This is a genomic window from Siccirubricoccus sp. G192 (assembly GCF_019084075.1).
Taxonomy (GTDB): Bacteria; Pseudomonadota; Alphaproteobacteria; order Acetobacterales; family Acetobacteraceae; genus G192.
In genome coordinates this window covers 947,189-971,047 of the sequence record NZ_JAHREN010000001.1, presented here as the reverse complement: position 1 = coordinate 971,047, position 23,859 = coordinate 947,189, and the positions used below count along the sequence as shown (strand labels likewise).

Below are 23,859 nucleotides of genomic sequence, written 5' to 3'. Positions count from 1 at the left end.
GGGGGAGAACGTGAGGGGTGGCGAAGATCGCGGGTTATATCGTGCAGCGGCGCCAAGGCTTCTACGCTTCGCTTGATGTTCCGCCCCTACTGCGGGCGGCGGTCGGGCGGAACCGCCTGGTTAAGACGTTGGGGACGCGCGACAAGCACGTTGCTCAGGCTCGCTTGCCGAAGGTGCTGCTGGAGCTTCACGCTCGCATAGCCGGAAGAACCACTTAGAGCGCCGCACGGGCAAGAGGGGCGATGCGCCCGTGCTTCCGGTCAGTGGCCAAGCGGGACCCAGCCCGGATGGTCGAAGGCCTCGCCATAGGCGTTGAGCGCCTGGACGACCGCCGCCGCACCCGCCGTGCGGTCGCCCTCACCCTTCATGACATCGATCCCGTCGAGGATCTGCGCCAGGACGAGATGGAGTTGGGCATCGGCCGCCTCGGGCAGCTTGCAGTTCTCAGCCACGTAATCGACCTGCGCCTGCGCCTGATCGGCCAGGGTGGCGAACCCGGCCGCCGGCAGCCGGTTGGCGTGGATGGCGGGCAGTGCCGCGGCCATGGCGCCCCGGAGCCGCGTCATGCCTTGGCGCAGCGCCGCATCGCTTGGCCATTGCCGGCCGTGGTCGAGCGTGATGGTCGCGGCCGCCTCGCCCGCATGGGCGTGCGGCTCCGCGGCCAAGGCGCCTCCGGCCAAGCCCAGGGCGAGGCCGAGGCCCAGCACGGCCGGGGTGATCATCAACATGTTGCCGAACATGGGGTGGTTCTCCTCGGGGGCGTCATTGCGCCCCGCATGCGTTGCAAGGGGTGCCGCCCCGGGCGGTCCGGTCCGGGGCGGCGGGCATTGCGCCGCGCGCTGTCACGACCTGAGCCTGGCGCGGACGAGATCGCCGGTAACGGGGTGGTAGCGGACCTCGATGGGGATGCCGCTGTCGTTCATCGCCCGGGCCTCGTAGCAACCATCGTCCATCTTGACCCGGTCCACCCGGTAGCCGAGGTCCTCGAGGGTTTTCCCGATCGCCTCGGCCGGCAGCCGGGCCGCACCCGGAGCGGTCCGGCAATGGTCGCCGGTGGCGGTCCTCCCTTCGTCGGCGAGGGCCGGGGCAATCGCCAGGGCGACCACAGCGGCGGTGCCGAGGGCCAGGGTGGTGGTCAGTAGGGACTTGCGCATCTTCGGTCTCCGTTCCTCGGGTCAGGAGCGATTCCGGACCCGATGCGGCAACCCTGGCGGAGGGATGCTGACCGCCCGCTGTTGATCCATGTCAGCGACCTGTCAGCTACGCCCGGCCAGGATGCACGCCATGACGACACCTGCCTCTACCCGCCGCCGGAGCCTGGTCCTTCTCGCCGGCGGCCTCTGCGCGGCGACGGCCGGCGGGATCCTCGCGCCGGCTGCCGCGCGCGCCGGCGATTCCCGCCGCGAGCGCGACCACGAGCGTGCCCGTGCGGCGCTGGAACGCGGCGAGGCGCTGCCGCTCGCCGATATCCTCGCACGTGTGCGATCGGATCTCGGTGGGGAGGTGGTGGGCGTGGACTTCGAGCAAGACGATGGCCGATGGATCTACGAATTCAAGGTGGTTGGCCCTGCTGGCCGGCTGGCCAAGGTGCATGTGGACGCGGCCACGGCGCGGGTGCTGAGGCGGGAGGCGGAGTAGCGATGCGGATCCTGCTCATCGAGGACGACGCGCGGATCGCGCGCGGTGTGCGATCGGCCCTTGAGGGCGCGGGCTATGCGGTGGATCTGGCCCGTGACGGCGAGGAGGCCTGGTTCCAGGGCGACACGGAGGACTACGACGCCGCCGTGCTCGATCTCGGCCTGCCGAAGATGGATGGACTCGCGGTGCTGAAGAAGTGGCGGGCGGGCGGGCGTGGCTTCCCGGTGCTGATCCTGACCGCGCGCGGCGCCTGGGCAGAGCGCGTCGAGGGGATCGATGCCGGGGCCGACGACTACCTGCCCAAGCCTTTCGCCATGGAGGAACTGCTGGCCCGCGTCCGCGCCCTGCTGCGCCGTGCCGCAGGTCGCGCCTCGGCGGTCGTGACGATCGGCCCGGTGGCGCTCGACACGCGGCAGATGCGGGTCACGGTGGAGGGCGCCCCGGTGCCGCTCTCTCCCTTGGAGTACCGCTGCCTGAGCTACCTGATGCATCACGCCGGGCGGGTGGTGCCGCCCACCGAGCTCATGGAACACCTCTATGACCACGACCACGACCGCGACCCGAATGCGGTCGAGGTGCTGATGGGCCGCCTGCGGCGCAAGCTCGGGGTGGAACTGATCGAGACGCGGCGCGGCTTCGGCTATGTCGTGCCCGAACCCGCCCCCCTCGCCAGGTGATGCGCGGCTCGCTCCGGCTGCGGCTGCTCGCCGCGGGGGCCGCTTCCATCCTGCTCGCGCTTGCCCTGGCGGGCTTCGGCCTCGTGCTGCTGTTCGAGCGGCATGTCGAGCGCCGGATGGCACTCGAACTCGAGGCGCATCTCCGCCAGCTCATCGACGGCCTCGGGCGTGCGCCGGACGGCTCGCTGGACCTGCTCCGGCCGCCGGCCGAGCCGCGCTTCCTGGAGCCGCTCAGCGGGCTTTACTGGCAGATCCGGGAGGAGCCACCGGCCGAGGGCGGGGCCGTGCTGCGCTCGCGCTCGCTCTGGGACACGATCCTGCGGCTGCCGCCCGACCTGCTGCGGGACGGGGAAGTGCACCAGCACAGCATCCCTGGCCCTGGTGGCGCCTCGCTCCTCGCGGTGGAGCGGCATGTCACGCTGCCCGCGAGCCTCGGTGGTGGTGGCGTGCGCGCCGTGGCCGCGGTGGATCGGGCGGAGCTCCACGCCGCGGGGCGCGCCTTTGCGCTCGACCTGGCGCCCTCCCTGGCCCTGCTCGCCGCCATCCTGATCGCCGCCGCCTGGGTGCAGGTGACGGTCGGGCTGCGGCCACTCGGCCTGCTCCGGCACCGCCTCGCCGCGGTCCGCGCCGGGCGGGAGGTACGGCTGGGGGCGGCAGGGTTCCCGGATGAGGTGCGGCCGCTCGCCGCCGAGCTGGACCACCTGCTGGATGCGCAGGGCAAGGCGCTGGAGCGGGCGCGGGCACGGGCCGCCGATCTGGCGCATGGCCTGAAGACGCCGCTCACCATCCTGGCCGCCGATGCGGCGCAGTTGCGGGAACGCGGCGAGGGCGAGCTGGCGGAGGAGATCGAAACCGTCACCGAAGTCATGCGGCGGCATGTCGAGCGCGAACTGGCCCGGGCGCGGGCCGCGCAGGCCGGGGGCGGCGCCGCCCGACAGGCCGCGCCCGCCCCGGTGGCGCAGCGGGTGGTGGATGTCCTGCGCCGCGTGCCGCGGGGGCAGGACCTCGCCTGGGACATCGACATCCCGGCAGAGCTGATCGTGGATGCCGACGCGCAGGACCTGGCCGAGATGCTGGGCAACCTCGCCGAGAACGCGATGAAATGGGCGCGGGGCCGGGTCCGCCTCGCCGGCCGGCGGGAGGCGGCCGGTGGCGCGGTCCTGCTCTCGGTCGAGGATGACGGCCCCGGCATCCCGGAGACGGAGGCGGCGACCGCGCTCGCCCGCGGCGGTCGGCTCGATGCGACGAAGCCGGGGGCCGGGCTGGGCCTCGCCATCGTCGGCGATCTGGCGGAGGCTTATGGTGGCTCGCTCGGCCTTGGCCGCTCGGCGGAGCTCGGCGGGTTGCGGGCGGAGATTCGATTGCCGTGCCGTGACGGCCTCAGCGGGTCCGCTTCCGCCCGGTGAACATCGCCCGGATCAGGTTCTCGCCATGCTCGAAGCTGGCGAAGAGGACGCCCGCCACGTGCAGGGCGATGAGGACCAGCATCATGTTGACCAGCCCCTCATGCAGGTCTTCGACCCATTGCGCACCCCAGAAGGCATCCGTCGTCATCATGAAGCCGGTCGCGGCGACGCCGGCGAGCAGCGCGAGCAGGGCCGCGACCATCGCACCACCGGCCGGGTTGTGCCCGAGATGGCGGGGCGCCCGCAGCCGGGCGGCATTGCGGAGATAGGCGAACACCTCTCGCGGCGACCTGATGAAGTCGGTGAAGCGGGCATGTTGCGGCCCGACGAAACCCCAGGCGACCCGGAGCAGGACGAGGGCCGCGATGGCGTAGCCGGCTGCGAGGTGCAGCCACTCGACCTCGTCCCCCGTGACGAAGGCGAGGGCAAACAGGCCGACCAGGCTCCAGTGGAAGGCCCGCACGAAGGGATCCCAGACCCGCACCATCGGCGTGGTCGTGCCCCGAGGGCCAGTGGTCATCGCCGGCGGCATCACGCCGCCGGCTTCGACCGCATCGCTGCGGATGGTCACGTCATCTCTCCCTGCTCACTGGCTTCCGACGATCTGGCCCGAGGTCGGATCGAGGAACAGCTCGACCCGCGCGCCATTGCGGTCCAGCGCGTAGATCTCGCCGCAGGCGGCCTTCAGCTTGGCCTTCTGGACCCGATACCCCGCGGCTTCCGCCTTGGCCTTCAGCGCGTCGAGCGGGAGCCACTGGGCCTCCGGAGCCGAGGTGCAGGGCCGGCCGAGGCTTCCGGCCTGGGCCGCCGCGACCGTACCCAGCGAGGCGAGGGCGGCGGCGAGGATGGCGAGCTTGCGCATGAGTCTTTCTCCTTTGGCTGCTCGCCCTGCACGATGCGGGGCGATACGTGGGAGACTGGTGCAGTGCCGCTGACGGCGGGCTGACCCGGGATGTCAGCGATCCGGCAGGAACGGCGCTGCGCACCAGCGCCGCAGCGCCCGTCCCGAACAGGTTCAGCTCCGGAAACCGCCATCCGCGCGCGCGAGCTCCGCAATCGCCGGCCTTACCGGCTGGCGGTAGACGACCACGGCGTCGTTGCCGCCCCCGAGCATCTCGGCCACGAGGCCACGCTGCGCATGGGTATCTGCCGTGGCGCCGTAGGTGATCACCTCATTCTCTCCGCCGCCGCTCAGGCCGACGGCACCGCCGCCCACGGGCTGCCGCAGGCTGGTGCCGGAGACGACCTCCAGGCTGCCGCCCTGATTGGCGAGCCAGGGACCGGGATCCTGCGCATGGGCAGCACCACCGGCGGCGACGGCGAGGAGTGAGGCGAAGAGGGCATGGCGGAGCACCGTGCCGGCTTTCCGTCCGATGGATGGCGGCCGGTCGGTTGAGGGGTTCGTCGCGATCTGCATCTCTGGTCTCCGTTGCGCGGGCCCGGACCATTTCCTGACCCGATGCTAGAGACCCTAGGCAGGGCGTACTGACCGCCTGCTGTTGATCCATGTCAGCGACCTGTCAGCCGTGCCCGGCCAGAATGCGGGCCATGACCACACAAGCCGCCGTCCGGCAGGACCTGGCTCCCGGCCTCGGCGCCGCCGGGATCCCTGCCGCCACTGCCCTGCTGACCAATGCGCCGAGAGCCGGCATGGGCCGGCGGTGCCGGCCGCTCGGCCTGGCCGTCGAGCGGACCGGCACCGGGCGCGTCAACCCGACGATGCCATCTCGGCGGCGCTGGCGGATTCTCGGCGCCGCGCTCGCGCTCGGCTGGCTGGCCACGCCTGTTCTGTCCGCTGTTTCGCACGCCGCGACGCTGGCCGAGGCGGTGGAAGCGGCCTGGCAGCGCAGCCCCGAGGCAAGGCCGCTCGCCGCCCAGCGGGCGGTGCAGGAGGCACGTCGGGATGCGGCGGGGCGGCTGTTCCCGCCCTCTCCCTTCGTGCAGGGCGATGCCACCTCGGACCGCTTCCTCTCGAACCAGGGCTTCGCCTCCCTTGGCCTGGAGATCGGCACGCCGGTCTGGCTGCCCGGCGAAGGGCGCGCCACGGTTCGGCAGGCAGAGGCCGGCATCGGGGAACTGGAGGCGCGTCTCGGCGAGTTGCGCCTTGCCGTCGCCGGGCTGGTGCGCGACGCCGCCGGGCAGGTGGAGGAAGCCACGCTGGCCGGGCCGCCGCTGGAGCGCCGGGCCGCGGCGGCAGGCCAGCTTGCCGCGATCACCGAACAGCGCGCCCAGCGCGGCGAGAGCCCGAGCGCCGATGCGCTGCTGGCCCGCGGCGAGGCACTGACCGCCGAATCCGCCCTGCGCGACCAGCGCGCCCTGCTCGCCCAGGCACAGACGCGCTTCGCCGTCATCACCGGCCTCGCCACCGCGCCCAGCCTGGCTGAGGACCGGAGCCCGCCGCCCCGCCCGGTGCCGGAGCATCCGCGCCTGCTGGCGGCCCGCCGCGCGGTGGGGACGGCACAGGCCGCCCTGCGGCTGGTGGAGGCGACTCCGCGCGACAGCCCCACCATCGCCCTGCAAGGCAGGCACGAGCAGTCCACCTATCCCGAACGCTTCGACACGCGGGTCGGAGTGGTCGTGCGCCTGCCGCTGGCGACCGAGGCCCGCAACCGCCCCCGCCTCGCCGCGGCCCAGGCGGAGGTGAGCCGTGCCGAGGCGCAGCTTGCGCTGCTGCAACGCGAACTGGAAATCGAGAGCCGTCAGGCGCGCCTCGGTTTCGAGGCGGCGCAGGCGCAATTGCGGCTGGCCGAGGCCGGCTTCCGCACCCTGGAGCAGCGCCGCCGGCAACTCGAACAGGCCTATGCCGTGGGGGAGATGCCGCTGGTCGAGGTGATCCGCGCCCGCACCGCCGCCTTCGACTCCGACCTCACCCGCGCCCGTGCGCGGGCCAACCAGGACCGCGCCCGCGCCCGGCTGAACCAGGCCCTTGGGGTGATGCCATGACCCGCCGCCGGACCTTGCTGCTGCTCGCCGGCGTGGGGAGCGCCGCGGCGACGGGCGGCTTCCTCGCCGGAAGGTGGCTGGCCCCGCCGGCACCGGAGGCGCCCGCCGCCGCCGTGCCGCAGGAGGTCCTGCCGACCGAGGTCGAGCTGTCGCCCGAGGCGGCGCGCAATTTCGGCTTGCAGACCGCTCCGGTGGAGCGGCGGCCGCTGGTCCGCACCATCCGCGTCACCGGCATGGTCGGGTTCAACGAGTTGCGCCTCGCCCACATCAACCCCCTGGCCCGCGGCCGGGTGCAGTCCATCGAGGTGGCGATCGGCCAGCGCGTGCGCCGGGGCCAGCGCCTGGCGGTCCTCGATGCGCTCGATCTGGCGGAGGCGCGGCACCAATTCGCCAGCGCCCAGGCCGCACTGCGCCAGGCCGAGGCCGAGACGACGACCGCGCGCGCCGCCCTGCAGCGTGCCCAGAACCTGGTGCGGAGCGGCGCCATGGCGCAGAGCGAGGTGGAGCGGCGCCAGGCCGAGCTGGCCCGGGCAGAGGCAGCGGTGCAGACCCACAGGGTGGAGTCCGAGCATTGGCGCGAGATGCTGTCGCGCTACAGCCCCGCGGCCATGGGCGGCCAGCAGGAGCCGGAGACGGTGAGCCTGGCCGGCGCCACGCCGGAGGATGCCCGCGGCGCCATCCTCGCGCCCTTCGACGGCGCCGTGCTCGCCATCGGCGCCACGCCGGGGGAACTGGTGGATACCGGCCGGGAGATCTTCGCCCTGGCCGACCTTTCGACGGTGTGGGTCCAGGCCGACCTGCCGGAGCGGGACCTGGGCGCGGTGCGCCCGGGCGCCGCCGTCAGCATCGCCGTCGAGGCCTATCCGGGGCAGCGCTTCCCCGGACACGCCGCCTATATCGCCGACCAGCTCGATCCCCGGACCGGCACCGCCAGGGTACGGTGCGAGATCCCGAACGCGGATGGGGCGCTGAAGGTCAACATGTTCGCCGTCGTGGAGATCGAGGCGCCGCTCGGCCGCGAGGGGCTGGTGGTGCCCGATGCGGCGCTGCAAAGGATGGACGACCAGCCGGTGGTCTTCGTGCAGTTGGCGGAGAACCGCTTCGCTCGCCGCGACATCCGTCCCGGGCTGCGCCAGGGCGGGCTGACGGAGGTGGCGGATGGGCTGGAGCCCGGTGAGGTGGTGGCGACCCAGGGCAGCTTCCGCCTGAAGGCCCTGCTGCTGCACAGCCGCTTCGGGGCGGAGGACTGAGCGCCGATGATCGCCCGCCTCGTCGATGCCGCGCTGGCGAACCGGGCCGTGGTGCTGGTGCTGGTCGGCATCCTGGTCGCCATGGGGCTGTATGACCTGCGGCGGCTGCCGATCGATGCGCAGCCGGACATCTCGCCGCGCCAGGTGCTGGTCATCACCCAGTCCCCCGGCCTCGGCCCGCTGGAGGTGGAGCGGTTCATCACCTTCCCGGTGGAGTTGGCGCTGCAGGGCCTGCCGCATATGGAGAACCTGCGCTCGGTCTCGCGCTACGGGCTCTCGGTGGTCTATGTCCGCTTCAGCGACGACACGGACATCTACGCGGCGCGCAACCTGGTCTTCTCCCGCCTGCCCTCGGTGCGGATCCCACCCGAATTCGGCACGCCGGAGATGGGGCCGGTCTCCACCGGCCTGGGTGAGATCTTCCAGTTCGAGGTGCGCGGCGCCGGCCATTCGCTGATGGAGCTGCGCACCATCCTGGACTGGCAGATCGCGCCCCGGCTGCGGCAGGTGCCGGGCGTCATCGACGTCAACGCCAATGGCGGCGAGCTCAAGACCTATGAGGTGCAGGTCGCGGCCGACGCGCTGACCCGCTACGGCCTGTCCCTGGCCGAGGTTTTCGAGGCCATCAGCCGCAACAACGGCGCCCGCGGCGGCGCGACGCTGGAGCGCAACGGCGAGCAGGCGGTGATCCGTGGCGAGGGGCTGATCCAGGACCCCGCCGATATCGGCCGCATCGTGCTGCGCACCGGCGAGGGCGGCGTGCCGCTCTATGTCCGCGACATCGCCCGGGTGGTGGAGGCGCCCCGTCCGCGCCTCGGCGCCGTGACCCGTGACGGGCGGGGCGAGGCGGTGGTCGGCGTCGCCCTGATGCTGCTTGGCGAGAACACGCGGGAGGTCGGACAGCGGGTGAAGGCGGCGGTCGAGGCGATCGGCCCGAGCCTGCCGCCGGGCGTCGAGATTGCCCCCTATTACGACCGCGCCGACCTGATCGCGCGCACCATCCAGACCGTGGCGAAGAACCTGGCCGAGGGCGCGGCGCTGGTGGTGGTGGTCCTGCTGGTGCTGCTGGGCAATATCCGCGCCGGGCTGGTGGTGGCGCTCGCCATCCCGCTCTCCATGCTCGCCGCCGCGACGGCGATGGTTCATGCCGGCATCTCGGGCAATCTGATGAGCCTCGGCGCCATCGACTTCGGCCTGATCGTGGATGGCGCGGTGGTGATGATCGAGAATGTGGTGCGCCGCCGGGCGGAAGCGCCGAAGCGCCCGATCGAGCAGGTGGTGCGGGAGGCGGCGCATGAGGTGGGACGGCCGATCCTCTTCGCGGTGACCATCATCACCGTGGTCTACCTGCCGATCCTCAGCCTGCAGGGCGTCGAGGGCAAGATGTTCCGGCCCATGGCGCTGACGGTGATCTTCGCCCTGGTCGCCTCCCTGGTCCTGACCCTGGTGCTGATGCCGGTGCTGGCGACCTACGCGTTGCGACGGCCTGTGGCGGAGGGCGACAGCCGCGTCATCGCCTGGATCCGCCGCTACTACGCGCCGCTGCTGGCGCGGACCGAGCGGCATCCGGTGCCGACCATCGGCCTGGCGCTGGCGCTGCTGGTGGCGAGCGGCGTGATCGGCACGCGGCTCGGCGCCGAATTCATCCCCCGGCTGGATGAGGGGGCGCTGGCCGTCACCATCACCAAGCTGCCGAGCATCGGCCTTGGCACCGCGGTCGAGACCACCACGCTGATCGAGCGCACGCTGCGCCGCTTCCCGGAGGTGGAGACGGTGGTCAGCCTCTCCGGCAGCTCCGAGATCCCGACCGACCCTATGGGAGTGGAGCAGAGCGACAGCTTCATCATCCTCAAGCCACGTGCCGAATGGACCACGGCGCCGGACCGCGAGGGGCTCATCAGGGCCTTCTCCACCGCGCTGGACCGGGAGGTGCCGGGGCTGCAGCTCTCCTGGTCGCAGCCGATCGAGATGCGCATGCAGGACATGCTGCAGGGCGTGCGCTCGGATGTCGCGGTGGTGATCTATGGCGACGATCCGGCGGCACTGCGCGCCCAGGCGGAGGCGACCGTGCAGGCACTGTCCCAGGTGCCGGGCGCAGCCGATGTGAAGGCCGAGCAGACGGCGGGCCAGCCCTACCTGCGCATCATCATCGACCGCGAGGCGGTGGCACGCTACGGGCTGAACGCCTCCCAGGTGCTGGACGTGGTGGAGGCGCTGGGCGGCCGCACCGTGGGAACGCTGGTGGAGGGCAATGCCCGTTTCGACATCCGCGTTCGCCTGCGGCCGCGGGACCGGAGCGACCCCGACGGCATCCGCCAGCTCCGTATCGCCGACGCCACCGGCCGGGCAGTGCCGCTGGTCCAGCTGGCGGAGGTGCGGATCGAGGACGGGCCGGCGCAGATCAGCCGCGAGAAGGGCCGCCGCCGCATCACCGTGGAGGCGAATATCCGTGGCCGCGACATCGCCAGCTTCGTGGCCGAGGCGCAGGGTGTGGTGGGGCGGCAGGTGCATCTGCCGCCGGGCTACAGCATGGAATGGGGCGGCCAGTTCCAGAACCTGCAGGAGGCGACGGCGCGGCTGACCATCGTGGTGCCGGCGGCGCTGGCGCTGATCTTCGCGCTGCTGTTCATCATGTTCCGCAGCGTCAGGCTTTCGGCGCTGATCTTCGTCAACGTGCCCTTCGCCGCCACCGGGGGCGTGCTGGCGCTGTGGCTGCGCGGGCTGCCCTTCAGCATTTCGGCCGCGGTGGGCTTCATCGCCCTGTTCGGCATCGCCGTGCTGAACGGCGTGGTGCTGGTGAGCACCATCGTCGAGCAGCGGCTGGAAGGGAAGGACCCGATGACTGCGGCGCGGGAGGCGGCGATGCTCCGCCTGCGCCCGGTGCTGATGACGGCGGCGGTGGCGAGCCTCGGCTTCCTGCCGATGGCCGTCTCGACCAGCGCCGGGGCGGAGGTGCAGCGGCCGCTCGCCACGGTGGTGATCGGCGGCCTGGTCACGGCGACGATGCTGACCCTGCTTGTACTGCCGACGCTGTATCCCTGGGTCGCCGGGCGAGCCGCCCGCAAGGAGGCGGAGGAGGAGCCCGCCGACAAGGTCTCGCTGCGCGCCGCGGAGTAGGGTCATGACGATGATCCGCACGAAAACCCAAGCAGAGGCCGCGGAGTGGGTTGTAGCGACGCGACAGGGGCCGGGATAGGCCGGACCCGAGTGCAGTTCCGCCTGCGCTAAAAGGCTAGGGTGGCAAAGCTGGCTGCCATGATGCGTTGAGGAGGCAGTCTTCGAGGTTTCCTGGAGGCGCAGGATGGCCAGGGTATCGGCGCGAGCACGGCCGGAGCGGGAGCGGGTGCTGGCCCCGTGCGGAGGGGCCGCCCAGGCTGCGGCGGGCACCTGCGATTGCGCTACGAGAACCGCCGCAATCTGGTGACCCTGTCCGGCCCGGTGTGGCTGCGTCTGCGCATCCGCCGCTGCGAGCGGGAGGGCTGTCCGCGCTTCCACATCCCCTACCGGCCGGAGGCGGAGGGCGCCCTGGCGCTGCCGCAGCACGAGTTTGGCCTGGACGTGATCGCCCTGGTCGGGCTGTTGCGCCACCGTGACCACCGCAGCGTGCCGGAGATCCACGCGGCCCTGCGCGGGCGCGGGGTGGAGATCGCCGAGCGCAGCGTGACCAACCTGCTCGACCGCTACGACGAGCTCCTGGCCACGGCTCTGACCAACCCGCGGCGGCTGCGGCGGGTGCTGAAGGCCCAGGGCGGGGTCATCCTGGCGCTGGACGGGCTGCAGCCCGGTCTCCGCCCGGCGGTATCATCAAGTCTCATCTTGGTCCGAAACCCACATTCAGACCGGTCGAGACTTCGGCGGAGATGGCCCTGGAATCAAGCTCAGTTGCATGGCCACCAAGACAATCCGGACATCAGAGTATTTCAATCGAGCATGGATACGCGGTAATCCTCGCCTTCCCAGAGACCTGTTCCCGTCCAGCGGAAGGTGAATATGACCTCCTCGGTTGCAGCCGCTGCCCGAAGGTCGGCGACATGCGTTCCGAAGCCGCTGTCGTGGGTTGGCGTGTTTTGTAAGCTGTGCCAGCCGTCGTCGCTCCAGTGCACCGTCGCAGGCGCGGGCAATTCGACGCGCAGCGGCAGGTCGCCGCGGGCAGCGCGGCACTTGTTGTTCGGCCGCCAGGTGCCGCCGAGCCGGGGTCGCACCTTGTCCACCAGATAGCGCTGGACCGACTGCGACGGCGTGTCAAACACGCGCCCGTCGCGCAGCGAGCGCAGCAGTTTCACATGCTCCGCATGCGCCCACACCAGTGGCATCGCCGATCCCGAGGGATGACCGCGAAACAGTTTGCGCGCGGGTACATCCTCCGCATCCCAGACCTGCTCGGGCAGCAGCCCCTCGTCGCTGGCGAAACCCTCCATCGCGACGAGCAGTCGCTCGGCGCCGGCGCTGTCGCCAGCCGCGAGCGCGTAGTGGGCGCGCTCGCCCGTCAGCAGCGGCCAGGCGCGGCCAGTCCCGACCCCGTCAAACGAAGCGCCATCCGCGTGCTCACCATAGCCGTCGCCGTTGTAGCGGCGCCAGCATGGGCCGGCCGGCAGTTCGACGCGGAGCAGCGCGTCGATCACCTTGAGCGTGTCGAGGATCCGGGGATCGTCGGGCGCGCGCAGTCCGAAGCGCACGAGCGCGAGCACGTCCGGGCTCACCACCGCCGCGGCCGGCTGCCGCGTGCCGTCGCCCGGCGCCCGGTTCTTGATCGGTACGAAGCCGGTAAGTGGCGAGGCGGCATCCGCGGTCTGCGGTGGCGTGACGCGCACGTAGTAACCCGCGACGCCGAACTCACGCACGAGCGGGGTATCCGTTACGTAGATCCAGCGCTCGATCAGATCGTTCCAGAGATCGGCGGTATCGCGAAGATAGGCGGCCTCCTCCGCTCCCTCGGCGAGGTCCGCGGCGATGAGCAGCGCGGCGATCTCCGCGGCCAGGGTAAAGGGCGTGTAGCCGCCATCCTCTTCCCAACGGTCCTGCCCTGTCACAGGGCCGTTGCGCGCGATGAAGCCGGCCGCGCGCCGCACCATGGGCCAGAAGCGCCGGACCTCCACCGCCGAGAGGCAGCCCTCGCGCAGCGCGAGGCCGACGAGCAGGATGGGCAGCGCGCACTCGTCCATTTGCGTGCCGTTCCAGTAGGGCGTGCCGTCGAGCCAGCAATTCTGCGGCCAATGGCCGTCCGCCTCCTGGGTCGCGGCGAGGTAGTGCAGGACACGTACCGCGTCGGCCGTCGCCCCGGCGGCGAACAGCCCGCCAGCGGCCTCCACGAGGTCGCGCGGCCAGACCAGGTGATAGCCGCCAAGGTCGCCATCGCCCTTCGAGGCGCCCCAGGGCACGGAGAGGCTGGCGATCAGACCGCCGGGGAAGGAGTTGGCCTCATGCGTGCGCAACACCGCGGTACTGATACGGTAGGGGCGGCGGCCGGGCGGCGCGGCGCGGCCATCGAGGGGCAGCAGGCCCGCTTGCCACTCTCGCCACTCCGCGACGAAACCGGCAAGCGCCGTCTCAACCCCGGCCGACAGGCTCGCGCGCGCGCGGTGCGCCGCCTCGGCCGCGTCCCGGCCGAAACCGAGTGCAAGGTCGAACGTCCCGTGACAGGCGTTGAGGTCCACCTCGCCGGTCAGTGCCACGTTGCCGTTGCGAGCGTGGTCGTAGGTCCAATGCAGTTCGCGGTGGCGCACCAGGTCCTGCCAGCCATCGGAGATGCCCACGAAACCCGCCGCGCGGGCAAGGAACGGGACCGAGCAGGCAATCGCAAGCGCTGTTCCCATCCCCTCGGCGAAGAGCATCGGCACGCCCTTCCACTCATCCACCCAGCCCGTGTTGCCCGCGCCTTTGTTGACGAGATGCGGCGCGAGCAGGACATATAGCCGGTAGTCGGTCAGCGCACCGTGGAGCGGCCGGAAGTGCACGCGCTGTAGCAGCACATCGCGTTCCGGGTCGCAGAGCACCGTCTTCTCGATACGGAAGCGCCCTTGCCGGCAGGCATTCTCCAACAGGATGGCGGGCACGCCATCCTCCACCGTACCGGCCGTGCTCGCCGTGTCGCGCTTTTCCTCGGCAAAGAACCCGTCGCGGGGGGGCGGTGACGATCAACCCGCAATCGCGGGTACAAGCGTGGTCGAGGCGCGGATGGTAGACCTCGTTCAGGATGCCATGGCTGATCGTGAACCAGACGCGGCTGCGGCCAGAGAGGGCGGTGCCGACTGCGCTCTTCGCGCTCGAGGTCCACCGGGCAGGGATGCCTGGCCAGCCTGGCGCGGGACTCACGAAGGGCATGCATCCTCTCCAGTCGCACCGCCGGGGACCGAGGCGAGCCTACCGGCGCCACCAGTTCCCGGGGCTTGCCGCCTCCGCCGTGGTCACGCGAATGCCCGCCCCAAATCGCCACGCAGGCGCCGCGACTATCACGCCATGCGCTTCGCCTCGTGTCCATAATGCAATAGCTTAGGGCGTCAGTATAGATGCGCTCGGCCGATGGCTGCGCGGTAACTGCTCAACCCGGAGCGAGGACGGAGTGGCTCTGTAGGGTTGCGCGAATGGCGCGGTAGGCATCGATGCCGTGCCGCGCAGCGGTGCCGCTTCCCGATGAAGCACATGGATGTGCTGGAGTAGGTGACCAAGTATCGGGTGCCGCTCAACTTCTTCGAGCCTGGCGAAGTTCAATGGCGGCATTCTCGCCGACCGGACGCGGGGTAAGCTGACCGCCTTCTGCGACCGCGAGGCCACCAACATCCTCGCTCTCAACCTGGCGCGCGACATCATCCGCCGGGATCGCATGTTGTTTGCGCCGCGGCATACGATAGCTCCTTCAGCAGCTTCGTACGGTCCCAAGCACGGAATTTCCGACAGTCCCGCGCACAGTACGATGTCTGCACCCCCGGTCAGGCGAGGACCGTGGAGCGGGACGCTGCTGCCGCACGCATCTCGGCTGCCTCGACGCGGAGTACGGTGAGGCGCCGCAGTCGGCCATCCTGGGCCGGCCGGTCGATGGACTGGCCCTCAGACAGTCCCATCAGGCCGGCTCCCACCAGCGATAGCACCGAGATGCGCCCATCAGCGATATCGGCCTTGCTTGGCAGTACTACCAGCCGCACCCAGCGCGCCTCGCCCGTTACCGCGTCGCGGAACTCCACCCGCGACCCTACCGCGACGGCGCCGGCAGGCAGCCGCTCCGCCGGCACCACCTCCGCGCGGCCCGCTTCTTCGATCAGCAGCTGCGCCACCAGCGGGCTACGCCGCAGCATCACGCTTGCCAGCGCGACCAACCGGGTGTGGTCCTCGACCGACAGCACCACCGGCGGGCGTGGGGCCTCCCCCATCCTCGTCGGCACCCTCGAATCCTCCTCGCTATCATGCCGTCGTGGGCGGCAAATCGGCGACCTCATTTGCTCCTGTGCCGAGCGCTCCTCAGCCTTCAGGCGGCCTGTTTCCGATGAGGGATATGATGTGCATCGAAGCGCCACCAAACAGCACGACAGGCATCGAGCTTGTCGGGACACGGGTGGCGGGTCAGATCATCAGTAGTGGCGGATACGATTTGGCTCAGCCTTCCAGGGCTTGCAGCCTCTTCCTGTCGCAACCGGCCCTCGGCCAAGGCCGCCCTGAGTGCCCGGTTCCCGGCCTCCAGGGCAGCGACCCTTTCAGCCACGGCCTTGCTCGTCACCTTGGCCCGGCAGCATGGCATTCTGCGCGATGCTGGGCGAGGGGATCGATCGCAGGGCCGCTCCAGTTGGTCTTGGATCCTGTCTCATCCCGGCCCGACGTCGATCCCGAGCTGGACGCGCAGCCGCCGGAAGGCGGGAACGAGGCCGGTCACGCGCGCCGGACCCGGGGCTTGGAAGCATCGCCTGCTTGAACCGCCCGACTGAGGCCTTTCCGATCGTGCGGACCATCCGGTCCTTCCCACAGACCTCCTCAAAGCGGACGGCGATACCCTTCAGTTCATCGAACACCTTCGGCTTGAGGCGACGTTCCTCATGATAGCGCGCCAGCAGTTCGTTGAACGTGACATCCGGCTGCCGCTCCTCATCACCCGCTCCTGGTCGGGTGGGTGCTATTGTCGGCTGGCTGGGCAGCAGGGCCGAGGTCGCCGTCAAAGGCGGAACGAGCGGCGGCCATTCGCCCTGCAACCGGGCGATCTCTACGTCGAAGATCTGGACCAGGGCCCGCACCAGCGCATGGTGCAGCAGCGCCAGTTCTTCTGGAGAAGGCTGCGGCCGGCCTTCCTGCACCACCAGGTCTGACGCGAGACCTCCAACGCCCCGCCAATCGCGCTCGCGCAGTGCGTCCAGCCAGAGTTCCCGGTTGTCGCGGCACGATTGGAGCAATTCGGCAGCCTCCGCCGCCCGAGTCGCGTGGATGGTCTGCAGGCTGCGGGACAGCTGATCCCGCGCGTAGCGGCCCGCGATCCCCTCCGCACCGGCGGCAGTGAGGGCGGGCGGAGGCTTAAGCGACCTTAGAGAACTCGCGGTGACCGTGCCGCCGGGCAGGCGGAGGGCCGAGAAGCGCTCCTCGGCACGGTGCGCGACCGGGCCAAGGCGCCGCTTGGCCTCTTGGGGATTTTTGGTTCCAAGCGATTCGAGAAGCTCTCGGCGTCCCGCGGCCTGCCGCAACTCGGGTGGCGCGGAACGGCGGACCCAGTAGACCCCAGTCTTGGGATGGCGATGCAGACAGGTCACGAGCGTCACAGCGTTTGTAGCACCCCGTTGTATCACCGGGCACCGCTAAAGCTGCCGATTTCCTGACTTTCCTTGCGCCTCGGCCACTTGGATTGTGGCTGGCGTCCCCTAGGGGATTCGAACCCCTGTTACCGCCGTGAGAGGGCGGTGTCCTAGGCCTCTAGACGAAGGGGACCCGGTGGCGAGGCGGCTATCTACAGCCGGATGTGCCCGGGATCAAGCGCCTCCGGACGCATCCTGCCGCTTTCGTCGCGCGGCCGGATGCCACCCCTCGCGGCAGGTCCGGTTTCCGATGCGCCGTGGCCGCCCCACGCCCTATCGGCCCAGCCGGACCTCGCCGGTCACCCGCCCGCTGCGTGGCTCCACCAGCAGCACCCGGTCGCCATCCGGCCGCGCCACCCATATCCCGAGCCCGCCCTCGGCCGCGGCGATGCCGGCGATCCGGGTCCCCTCCGGCTGGTCCAGCGCCATCTCCCAGCGCCCGGACCCGGCGGCACCGCCAACCCGCTGGACGATCAGCAGCACCAGCGTCAGGGTGCCCCCCACGATCAGCAGCCCCATCACAACGACCAGAATCTTGAGCCCCCGCACCGACCTTCCCCCCGCCTTATCCACCGCCGCCGCCGAAACCTTCGTGGTCACGGCCGGCCCGGAAGCCGCCGGCTTCCGCGCCGACCGCTTCCTGGCGGAGGCGATAGGTTCGCTCTCGCGCTCCCGCGTCAAGGCGCTGATCGCCGAAGGCCGGGCCAGCCGCGACGACCGGCCACTGGTCAACCCCTCGGAGGCGATCCGCCCGGGCAGCCGCTACGCGCTGCATGTGCCGGCGGCCGTCTCCGCCCTGCCGCTGCCGCAGGACATCCCGCTGGCCATCCTGCATGAGGATGCCGACCTCATCGTGCTGGACAAGCCGGCCGGCCTGGTCGTCCATCCGGCCCCCGGCAACCTGGACGGCACGCTGGTCAATGCGCTGCTCGCCCATGCCGGGGAGGATCTGCCGGGAATCGGCGGCGAGAAGCGGCCAGGCATCGTGCACCGGCTGGACAAGGACACCTCCGGCGTCATGGTCGTGGCCAAGACCGAACGCGCCCACCGTGCCCTGTCGGAAGCCTTCGCCGCCCGCGACCTCGACCGTGACTACCTCGCCCTGGTCTGGGGCCTGCCGGAACCGCCCGCCGGCGAGATCGATGGGGTGATCGGCCGCCACCCCACCGACCGCAAGCGGATGGCGGTGCTGGCCGGGCGGGATGCCGAGCGGCGCGGCAAGCCGGCGCTGACCCGCTATGCGACGGAACGCGCCTGGGGCGCCGCCTGCGCCCTGCTGCGCTGCCGCCTGGCCACCGGGCGCACGCATCAGATCCGGGTGCACCTGTCCCAGGCCGGGCACCCCCTGGTGGGCGACCCCGTCTATCTGCGCCGCACCCCCGGCGCCGCCCGGCTGCTGCCGGTGCCGCAGCGGGAGGCTTTGCTCGCCTTCCCGCGCCAGGCGCTGCATGCGGCGACGCTCGGCTTTCGCCATCCGGTAACCGGCCAGGCGCTAAGCTTCTCCACGCCGCTGCCGCCCGATATGGCCGCGCTGCTTGCCCTGCTGGAAGGAAACGGCATGGAAAGTAACGGCGAGTAACCGACCTGGGAAGTCGGTTTTTCTTGCCCGGCGGCCGCAAAAAGGCTACAAGAGCGGTGGCAGCGCAATACGGGTGCCGCTTGAAGCCTGGCCAGCAACAATCGCTCGCCCCGTCGTGACCGGGGCATGTTCCGCCAGGTGGGCCCGTATGGCGTTCGAACTGCCAGGATCGTCACCGGAGAAGGCCCCGCCGTCACGGGGTGGCCTATCCGGCCAGGAGGCAGATGTCCCCGATGGCTTCCACTTCGGTCATTCCCATTGCCCCCGAGGGCAACCTCTCCCGCTATCTGCAGGAGATCCGCAAGTTTCCCATGCTCTCCCCGGAGGAGGAGCTGCAGCTCGCCAAGCGCTGGAAAGAGCATGGCGACGAGCCGGCGGCGCATAAGCTGGTCACGTCCCACCTGCGCCTGGTGGCCAAGATCGCCATGGGCTATCGCGGCTACGGCCTGCCGGTGGGCGAGCTGATCAGCGAAGGCAACGTCGGCATGATGCAGGCGGTGAAGCGGTTCGACCCGGACCGCGGCTTCCGCCTGGCCACCTACGCGATGTGGTGGATCCGCGCCGCCATTCAAGAATACATCCTGCATTCCTGGTCGCTCGTGAAGATGGGCACCACCGCGGCGCAGAAGAAGCTGTTCTTCAACCTCCGTCGGCTCAAGGGCCAGATGGCGGCGCTGGAGGATGGCGACCTGAAGCCCGAGCATGTGGAGAAGATCGCCCGCGTGCTGGCGGTGCCGGAGCAGGACGTGGTTTCCATGAACCGCCGCCTGGCCAGCCCCGACCATAGCCTGAACGCGCCCGTCCGCGCCGATAGCGAGGGCGAGTGGCAGGACTGGCTGGTCGATGAGCAGGAGACGCAGGAGAGCGAACTGGCCGAGCGCCAGGACCTCTCCAACCGCCGCATGCTGCTCGGCGAGGCACTGAAGACGCTGAACGAGCGGGAACGGCACATCCTGATCGAGCGGCGCCTGAAGGACGAGCCGACCACGCTGGAGGAACTCTCCCAGCAATATGGCATCAGCCGCGAGCGGGTGCGGCAGATCGAGGTCCGCGCCTTCGAGAAGCTGCAGAAGAGCATGAAGACGCAGATCGTCGAGCGACGGCTCGCGGTGAGCTGATGCGGCGGTGTCGGGCCCGGATCGGCGGCCCGGGCTGGATTTGAGCGGCGGCGGGGCGACCCGCCGCCGTTCCTGCATCCAGGCCCATCCCCGGTGCCGATGGGCATCATGGCCCCGGCGGATTGGACCTGGCGGCGGCGCGCTCCCAATTCCGCTCCATACCCGATGCCAGGAGATCGCCCGATGCCCGATGCCCATCCCCATGCCACCCCGGCCCCTTCCGGCCTGCGGATCGGCCATGTCCACCTGAAGGTCGCCGACCTCGATCGCGCCCTCGGCTTCTGGCGCGACGTGATCGGGCTGGAGGAGCAGCAGCGCATGGGCCGCCAGGCCGTCTTCCTCTCGGCCGGCGGCTATCACCACCACATCGCGCTGAACACCTGGGAGAGCGAGGGCGGCACTTGGCCGCCGCCCGGCACCACCGGCCTCTATCATGTCGCGCTGCTCTATCCGGACCGGCCGGCGCTGGCGCAGGCGCTGCGGCGGGTGCTGGAGGCCGGCATCACGCTGGAGGGCGCGGCCGACCATGGCGTCTCCGAGGCGATCTACCTGCGCGACCCGGACGGCAATGGCGTGGAACTGTATCACGACCGCCCCAGGGCGGAGTGGCCCCGCGATGCCGCGGGCGGGCTGGCCATGGTGACGCGGCGGCTCGACCTCCCGGCCCTGCTGGCGGAGGCCGAGGGGTAGCCGCCCGAGGATGAAATCCGGATTCCTTTGACCATTGCAGGGCCATGATGGCTGAATCGGCACCGCTGGGGCTTCAGCCTGCGGCGCGCCCCGGCGGCACGGGAAAGCGGATGCCGGTCGCCTGACATCGTCTGCCGGAGAGGCGCCTCCCACCCGGCAGCCCGGTCTTGGCGGAATGGCTGGCGGCCTCCGGCATGCTCTCCCGGGCACAAAAGGATGCCGCCGCCGGGAGCCGAGCGATGCGCGCCTGCGATCTGATGACCGCGAAGGTCGCCACCATAGCCCCGAATGCCCCATTGCATGTCGTAGCCGAAACGATGGTCGAGCGCGGTGTCACCGGCCTGCCGGTTGTGGATGGCGCCGGCAGGCCCCTCGGCCTGGTCACCGAAAGCGACCTGCTGCACCGCCTGGCCGCAACCGAGCAGCGGCAGCACGGCTACCTCTGGGGCGTCTTCCATTCCATCAGCCGGCAGGCCGACGAATATGCCCGCTCGCACGGTCAACTCGCCGCCGATGTCATGACCCTGGCCGAGGATCTCGTCACCGCGACCGACGACACCACCGCCGAGCATGTCGCCAAGGTGATGGAGGAGCGGCGGATCCGCCACATGCCGGTGGTGCGCGAGGGCGACAGGCTGGTCGGCATGGTCACCCGCGCGCATCTGCTGCGGGCGGCGCTGGCCCTGCCCGAGCACCGGGACAGCCAGGCGCCCGACAACGTCATCCGCCGCGAGGTGATCCGCGCGATGCGCCAGCAGCCCTGGGCCGATACCCATTTCACCTTCGTGGAGGTCAGGGATGGCGTGGTAAGCTTCAGCGGCCTCGTCCGCAACGAGCATGTCAAGCGCGGCCTGCGCGCGCTGGCGGAGGAGGTGGAGGGTGTGAGGGAGGTGGTGTTCCATACCCAGCCGACCCCCTCCTACTGGATCGGCGCGCCCTGAGGGTGCCGGCCGGACCACGCTTGACGCCGGCCGAACCCGCCTCCATCCCACCCTGCCCGTTCCGCAGCCGAGGCGGCCATGACAGATCACAGCACGAAGGATGCTGCCGCAGATGCGGCAGCGGCGCCTTGGCACCGGCTTACGGCCGAGGAAGCCGCCGGGCGCCTGGGCAGCCCCCCCGGCCTCGGCCTCGCCAAGGAGGAGGCGGCCCGGCGGCTGGAGAGCCACGGCCGCAACGAGATCCGGGAGCAGCGGCGGCGCGGCGTCTGGACGATCTTCCTCGGCCAGTTCACCGATTTCATGATCCTCCTGCTGATCGTGGCGGCGGCGATCTCGGGCCTGATCGGCGAGCCCGAGGACGCCATCGCGATCCTGGCGATCGTGGTGCTGAACGCGGTGATCGGCTTCGTGCAGGAATACCGCGCCGAACGCGCGCTCCAGGCCCTGAAGCAGCTTGCCGCGCTGCGCGCCCATGCGGTGCGGGGCGGCCAGGTGGTCACGGTGCCGACCCCGGAACTGGTGCCGGGCGACCTAGTGCTGCTGGAGGCGGGCAGCGTCGTCCCCGCCGATCTCCGCCTGGTCGAGGCGGTGCAGCTCCGCGTCGACGAGGCGGCGCTGACCGGCGAATCGCAGCCCGTGGAGAAGCGCACCGTGCCGCTGGCCGAGGCGGACCTGCCGCTCGGGGACCGCAGCAACATGGCCTTTGGCGGCACCGTCGTGACCTATGGCCGCGGCCGCGGCATCGCCGTCGGCACCGGCATGGAGACGGAACTCGGCCGGATCGCCGCCCTGCTCTCATCGACCACGGAGGTGCGGACGCCGCTGCAGAAGCGGCTCGGCAGCTTCGGCCGGCAGCTTTCGCTCGCCGCCATCGCGATCTGCGTCCTCGTCTTCGCGCTCGGCGTGCTGCGCGGCGAGCCTGTCGTGCTAATGTTCCTCACCGCGGTGAGCCTGGCCGTGGCGGCGGTGCCGGAGGCCCTGCCGGCGGTGGTCACCATCGCGCTCGCACTCGGCGCGCAGCGCATGGTGCGGCGGAATGCGCTGATCCGCCGCCTGCCGGCGGTCGAGACGCTCGGCTCCGTCACCTACATCTGCTCGGACAAGACCGGCACCCTCACCCAGAACCGTATGCATGCCGAAGCCTTCCTGCTGGACGGCGAGCAGCATCAACACCTGCCCGGGCCGGAGACAGCCGGGCGGGAGCCCTGGAACAGCCTGCTCCGGGCGCTGGCGCTGAGCAATGACGCGAGCGCGGATGGCCAGGGCGCGATCCTGGGCGACCCGACCGAGGCGGCGCTCTTCGCCGCCGCGCACGAAGCCGGCTTCGAAAGGGCGGCGCTGGAGGCGGAGGCGCCGCGGGTGGCGGAGCTGCCCTTCGATTCCGAGCGCAAACGCATGACCACCCTGCATGCCCTGCCGGCCGGGGGCGGCGTGGTCGCCTATACCAAGGGCGCGCCCGAAGCGTTGATCGAGCGCTGCACCGCGCGCCTCACCGCCTCCGGCCTGGCGCCGCTCGATGCCGCGCCGTTGCTGGCGGCGGCGGAGCGGATGGCCGCCGAGGGCCTGCGCGTGCTGGCCATCGCGCGGCGCGACTGGCCCGCGGTGCCCACGGAGCTATCGCCCGAAACGGTGGAGACCGGCCTCACCTTCGTCGGGCTCGTCGGCCTCATCGACCCGCCGCGGCCCGAGGCGGCGCGGGCCGTGGACGAATGCCGCTCGGCCGGCATCACCCCGGTGATGATCACCGGCGACCACCCGCTGACCGCGCGTGCCATCGCCGCCCGGCTCGGCATCCTGGAGGAGGGCGAGGGCCGGGCGCTGACCGGCCGCGAGCTGGCGCGGCTCCCGGATGAGGAGCTGGCCCGGCGGGTCCGGGAGGTCCGCGTCTATGCCCGGGTGGACCCGGAGCAGAAGATCCGGATCGTTCGGGCCCTGCAGAGCCGCGGCGAGTTCGTCGCGATGACGGGCGACGGCGTCAACGACGCCCCGGCCCTGAAGAGCGCGGATATCGGCATCGCCATGGGCAATATCGGCACGGATGTCACGCGCGAGGCTTCGGACATGGTGCTGCTGGACGACAATTTCGCCAGCATCGTAGCCGCCGTGCGCGAGGGGCGGCGCATCTACGACAATATCCGCAAATTCATCCGCTTCGTGCTGGCCGGCAATACCGGGGAGATCCTCACCCTGCTGGCCGCCCCCTTCTTCGGGCTGCCGATCCCGCTGCTGCCGATCCACATCCTCTGGGTCAACCTGGTGACCGATGGCCTTCCCGGCCTGGCGCTGGCCGCCGAGCCGGAGGAGGAGGGCATCATGCAGCGCCCGCCCCAGGCGCCGGGCGAGAGCATCTTCGCCCATGGGCTCGGGGTGCAGGTGCTCTGGGTCGGCCTGCTCATCGGCGTGCTGGCGATCTCCACCCAGGCCTGGGCCATCGCCACCGGCTCGCCGCACTGGCAGACCATGGTCTTCACCAGCCTCACCTTCGCGCAGCTCTTCCAGGTGATGGGGGTGCGGACGGAGCGCCAGTCGCTGTTCAGGGCGGGGCTCGCCTCGAACCTGCCGCTGTTCGGCGCGGTGCTGCTGGGCGCGGCTTTGCAACTGGCGGTGATCTACATTCCCTTCCTGAACGACATCATGAAGACCCAGCCCCTTTCCGCAGCCGAACTGGCCTTCTGCATCCTGGTTCCGAGCCTGGTCCTGGTGGCGCTGGAAGGGGAGAAATGGCTGGTGCGGCGGGGCGTGATCCATCGCGGCCAGGCCAGGGCCCCGCTGGCGGGCCGGTAAACCGGGGTCGTTGCGGGCATGCCCCTGGCCTTCACGGGTCAGGGAGCCTAGATCGGGGAGGACATTCC

General features: G+C 70.9%; 22 protein-coding genes, 1 tRNA gene and 3 pseudogenes. 13 read left to right on the top strand and 13 right to left on the bottom strand.

The window, feature by feature from the left end; genetic code table 11:
• The first annotated feature begins 17 nt into the window (after positions 1 to 17).
• Positions 18 to 218, top strand: a complete 201-nt coding sequence (locus tag KSF81_RS31855; RefSeq protein ID WP_375293299.1) for a DUF6538 domain-containing protein — start codon at positions 18 to 20, stop codon at positions 216 to 218.
• Between the two features lie 42 nt (positions 219 to 260).
• On the opposite strand, the gene KSF81_RS04600 is transcribed toward KSF81_RS31855, so the two are convergent.
• Positions 261 to 740 (bottom strand): hypothetical protein, encoded by a 480-nt coding sequence (locus tag KSF81_RS04600; protein WP_217377977.1) that lies wholly within the window; start codon positions 738 to 740, stop codon positions 261 to 263.
• A gap of 102 nt (positions 741 to 842) precedes the next feature.
• Positions 843 to 1,154, bottom strand: coding sequence for a PepSY domain-containing protein (locus KSF81_RS04595; protein WP_217377976.1), 312 nt, complete (start codon positions 1,152 to 1,154; stop codon positions 843 to 845).
• A gap of 130 nt (positions 1,155 to 1,284) precedes the next feature.
• Here KSF81_RS04595 and KSF81_RS04590 point away from each other — a divergent pair, with 130 nt between their 5' ends.
• Genes KSF81_RS04590 through KSF81_RS04580 form a run of 3 tightly spaced genes read left to right on the top strand, consistent with a single transcriptional unit; the run spans position 1,285 to position 3,721 of the window.
• Positions 1,285 to 1,638, top strand: coding sequence for a PepSY domain-containing protein (locus KSF81_RS04590; protein ID WP_217377975.1), 354 nt, complete (start codon positions 1,285 to 1,287; stop codon positions 1,636 to 1,638).
• Positions 1,639 to 1,640: 2 nt separating this feature from the next.
• Entirely contained in the window at positions 1,641 to 2,315 is a 675-nt protein-coding gene (locus KSF81_RS04585; RefSeq protein WP_217377974.1) for a response regulator transcription factor, read from the top strand.
• On the top strand, positions 2,315 to 3,721 hold the full coding sequence (locus KSF81_RS04580; protein WP_217377973.1) for a sensor histidine kinase: 1,407 nt from the start codon (positions 2,315 to 2,317) through the stop codon (positions 3,719 to 3,721). Before KSF81_RS04585 ends, KSF81_RS04580 begins: the two co-directional genes overlap by 1 nt.
• On the opposite strand, the gene KSF81_RS04575 is transcribed toward KSF81_RS04580, so the two are convergent.
• The 3 genes from KSF81_RS04575 to KSF81_RS04565 all read right to left on the bottom strand — a co-directional run bounded on the left by KSF81_RS04575 (position 3,696) and on the right by KSF81_RS04565 (position 5,138).
• Complete coding sequence (locus KSF81_RS04575) at positions 3,696 to 4,292, bottom strand: cytochrome b/b6 domain-containing protein (RefSeq protein WP_309139473.1); 597 nt, start codon at positions 4,290 to 4,292, stop codon at positions 3,696 to 3,698. The genes KSF81_RS04580 and KSF81_RS04575 overlap by 26 nt on opposite strands.
• 15 nt (positions 4,293 to 4,307) lie before the next feature.
• The gene (locus KSF81_RS04570) at positions 4,308 to 4,583 is read right to left on the bottom strand and encodes a PepSY domain-containing protein (protein ID WP_217377972.1); all 276 of its coding nucleotides are present in this window, start codon (positions 4,581 to 4,583) and stop codon (positions 4,308 to 4,310) included.
• Between the two features lie 153 nt (positions 4,584 to 4,736).
• A complete protein-coding gene (locus KSF81_RS04565) occupies positions 4,737 to 5,138 on the bottom strand; it encodes a hypothetical protein (protein WP_217377971.1) in 402 nt (133 codons plus the stop codon).
• 131 nt (positions 5,139 to 5,269) lie between these two features.
• Between KSF81_RS04565 and KSF81_RS04560 the strand changes: the two genes are divergently transcribed.
• From KSF81_RS04560 to KSF81_RS04545, 4 genes and pseudogenes are all read left to right on the top strand, one after another.
• Positions 5,270 to 6,664: a TolC family protein gene (locus KSF81_RS04560; protein ID WP_217377970.1), complete on the top strand. Its 1,395-nt coding sequence runs from the start codon at positions 5,270 to 5,272 to the stop codon at positions 6,662 to 6,664.
• Positions 6,661 to 7,914 (top strand): efflux RND transporter periplasmic adaptor subunit, encoded by a 1,254-nt coding sequence (locus KSF81_RS04555; RefSeq protein ID WP_217377969.1) that lies wholly within the window; start codon positions 6,661 to 6,663, stop codon positions 7,912 to 7,914. Before KSF81_RS04560 ends, KSF81_RS04555 begins: the two co-directional genes overlap by 4 nt.
• A gap of 6 nt (positions 7,915 to 7,920) precedes the next feature.
• Positions 7,921 to 11,031, top strand: coding sequence for an efflux RND transporter permease subunit (locus KSF81_RS04550; protein ID WP_217377968.1), 3,111 nt, complete (start codon positions 7,921 to 7,923; stop codon positions 11,029 to 11,031).
• A 270-nt stretch (positions 11,032 to 11,301) separates the two neighbouring features.
• A pseudogene (locus tag KSF81_RS04545) lies at positions 11,302 to 11,739 on the top strand (ISNCY family transposase); the annotation flags it as partial.
• A 95-nt stretch (positions 11,740 to 11,834) separates the two neighbouring features.
• Here KSF81_RS04545 and KSF81_RS29085 read toward each other — a convergent pair.
• The 8 genes and pseudogenes from KSF81_RS29085 to KSF81_RS29075 form a co-directional block, all read right to left on the bottom strand.
• Positions 11,835 to 13,412: a glycoside hydrolase family 15 protein gene (locus tag KSF81_RS29085; RefSeq protein ID WP_375293365.1), complete on the bottom strand. Its 1,578-nt coding sequence runs from the start codon at positions 13,410 to 13,412 to the stop codon at positions 11,835 to 11,837.
• Between the two features lie 15 nt (positions 13,413 to 13,427).
• Positions 13,428 to 14,018, bottom strand: a pseudogene (locus KSF81_RS29080) (hypothetical protein); the annotation flags it as partial.
• Between the two features lie 28 nt (positions 14,019 to 14,046).
• Positions 14,047 to 14,235, bottom strand: a pseudogene (locus KSF81_RS31850) (hypothetical protein); the annotation flags it as partial.
• Between the two features lie 358 nt (positions 14,236 to 14,593).
• Positions 14,594 to 14,755 (bottom strand): hypothetical protein, encoded by a 162-nt coding sequence (locus tag KSF81_RS04535; protein ID WP_217377965.1) that lies wholly within the window; start codon positions 14,753 to 14,755, stop codon positions 14,594 to 14,596.
• 85 nt (positions 14,756 to 14,840) lie between these two features.
• On the bottom strand, positions 14,841 to 15,290 hold the full coding sequence (gene rnk, locus KSF81_RS04530) for a nucleoside diphosphate kinase regulator (protein WP_217377964.1): 450 nt from the start codon (positions 15,288 to 15,290) through the stop codon (positions 14,841 to 14,843).
• A 309-nt stretch (positions 15,291 to 15,599) separates the two neighbouring features.
• Positions 15,600 to 16,646 (bottom strand): DUF6538 domain-containing protein, encoded by a 1,047-nt coding sequence (locus tag KSF81_RS04525; RefSeq protein WP_217377963.1) that lies wholly within the window; start codon positions 16,644 to 16,646, stop codon positions 15,600 to 15,602.
• A 90-nt stretch (positions 16,647 to 16,736) separates the two neighbouring features.
• A tRNA-Glu gene (locus tag KSF81_RS04520) sits at positions 16,737 to 16,812 on the bottom strand.
• Between the two features lie 140 nt (positions 16,813 to 16,952).
• The gene (locus tag KSF81_RS29075) at positions 16,953 to 17,228 is read right to left on the bottom strand and encodes a DUF6476 family protein (RefSeq protein WP_309139472.1); all 276 of its coding nucleotides are present in this window, start codon (positions 17,226 to 17,228) and stop codon (positions 16,953 to 16,955) included.
• On the opposite strand from KSF81_RS29075, the gene KSF81_RS04515 reads away from it, so the two are divergent.
• The 5 genes from KSF81_RS04515 (at position 17,215) to KSF81_RS04495 (ending at position 23,791) form a co-directional block, all read left to right on the top strand.
• Complete coding sequence (locus tag KSF81_RS04515; protein WP_254453364.1) at positions 17,215 to 18,258, top strand: RluA family pseudouridine synthase; 1,044 nt, start codon at positions 17,215 to 17,217, stop codon at positions 18,256 to 18,258. The two genes, KSF81_RS29075 and KSF81_RS04515, sit on opposite strands and share 14 nt — an antisense overlap.
• Before the next feature lie 233 nt (positions 18,259 to 18,491).
• Positions 18,492 to 19,376, top strand: a complete 885-nt coding sequence (gene rpoH, locus KSF81_RS04510) for an RNA polymerase sigma factor RpoH (RefSeq protein WP_217381562.1) — start codon at positions 18,492 to 18,494, stop codon at positions 19,374 to 19,376.
• A 183-nt stretch (positions 19,377 to 19,559) separates the two neighbouring features.
• On the top strand, positions 19,560 to 20,066 hold the full coding sequence (locus KSF81_RS04505) for a VOC family protein (protein ID WP_217377962.1): 507 nt from the start codon (positions 19,560 to 19,562) through the stop codon (positions 20,064 to 20,066).
• 239 nt (positions 20,067 to 20,305) lie between these two features.
• Positions 20,306 to 21,007, top strand: coding sequence for a CBS domain-containing protein (locus tag KSF81_RS04500; RefSeq protein WP_217377961.1), 702 nt, complete (start codon positions 20,306 to 20,308; stop codon positions 21,005 to 21,007).
• A 78-nt stretch (positions 21,008 to 21,085) separates the two neighbouring features.
• A complete protein-coding gene (locus tag KSF81_RS04495; RefSeq protein WP_217377960.1) occupies positions 21,086 to 23,791 on the top strand; it encodes a cation-translocating P-type ATPase in 2,706 nt (901 codons plus the stop codon).
• Positions 23,792 to 23,859 lie beyond the last annotated feature (68 nt).

Coding starts and splice junctions, on each gene's coding strand:
- KSF81_RS04600 (WP_217377977.1), bottom strand. CDS start 740: ATGTTCGGCAACATGTTGATGATCACCCCGGCCGTGCTGGGCCTCGGC.
- KSF81_RS04595 (WP_217377976.1), bottom strand. CDS start 1,154: ATGCGCAAGTCCCTACTGACCACCACCCTGGCCCTCGGCACCGCCGCT.
- KSF81_RS04590 (WP_217377975.1), top strand. CDS start 1,285: ATGACGACACCTGCCTCTACCCGCCGCCGGAGCCTGGTCCTTCTCGCC.
- KSF81_RS04585 (WP_217377974.1), top strand. CDS start 1,641: ATGCGGATCCTGCTCATCGAGGACGACGCGCGGATCGCGCGCGGTGTG.
- KSF81_RS04580 (WP_217377973.1), top strand. CDS start 2,315: ATGCGCGGCTCGCTCCGGCTGCGGCTGCTCGCCGCGGGGGCCGCTTCC.
- KSF81_RS04570 (WP_217377972.1), bottom strand. CDS start 4,583: ATGCGCAAGCTCGCCATCCTCGCCGCCGCCCTCGCCTCGCTGGGTACG.
- KSF81_RS04565 (WP_217377971.1), bottom strand. CDS start 5,138: ATGCAGATCGCGACGAACCCCTCAACCGACCGGCCGCCATCCATCGGA.
- KSF81_RS04560 (WP_217377970.1), top strand. CDS start 5,270: ATGACCACACAAGCCGCCGTCCGGCAGGACCTGGCTCCCGGCCTCGGC.
- KSF81_RS04555 (WP_217377969.1), top strand. CDS start 6,661: ATGACCCGCCGCCGGACCTTGCTGCTGCTCGCCGGCGTGGGGAGCGCC.
- KSF81_RS04550 (WP_217377968.1), top strand. CDS start 7,921: ATGATCGCCCGCCTCGTCGATGCCGCGCTGGCGAACCGGGCCGTGGTG.
- KSF81_RS04535 (WP_217377965.1), bottom strand. CDS start 14,755: ATGCCGCGGCGCAAACAACATGCGATCCCGGCGGATGATGTCGCGCGC.
- rpoH (WP_217381562.1), top strand. CDS start 18,492: ATGGCTTCCACTTCGGTCATTCCCATTGCCCCCGAGGGCAACCTCTCC.
- KSF81_RS04505 (WP_217377962.1), top strand. CDS start 19,560: ATGCCCGATGCCCATCCCCATGCCACCCCGGCCCCTTCCGGCCTGCGG.
- KSF81_RS04500 (WP_217377961.1), top strand. CDS start 20,306: ATGCGCGCCTGCGATCTGATGACCGCGAAGGTCGCCACCATAGCCCCG.
- KSF81_RS04495 (WP_217377960.1), top strand. CDS start 21,086: ATGACAGATCACAGCACGAAGGATGCTGCCGCAGATGCGGCAGCGGCG.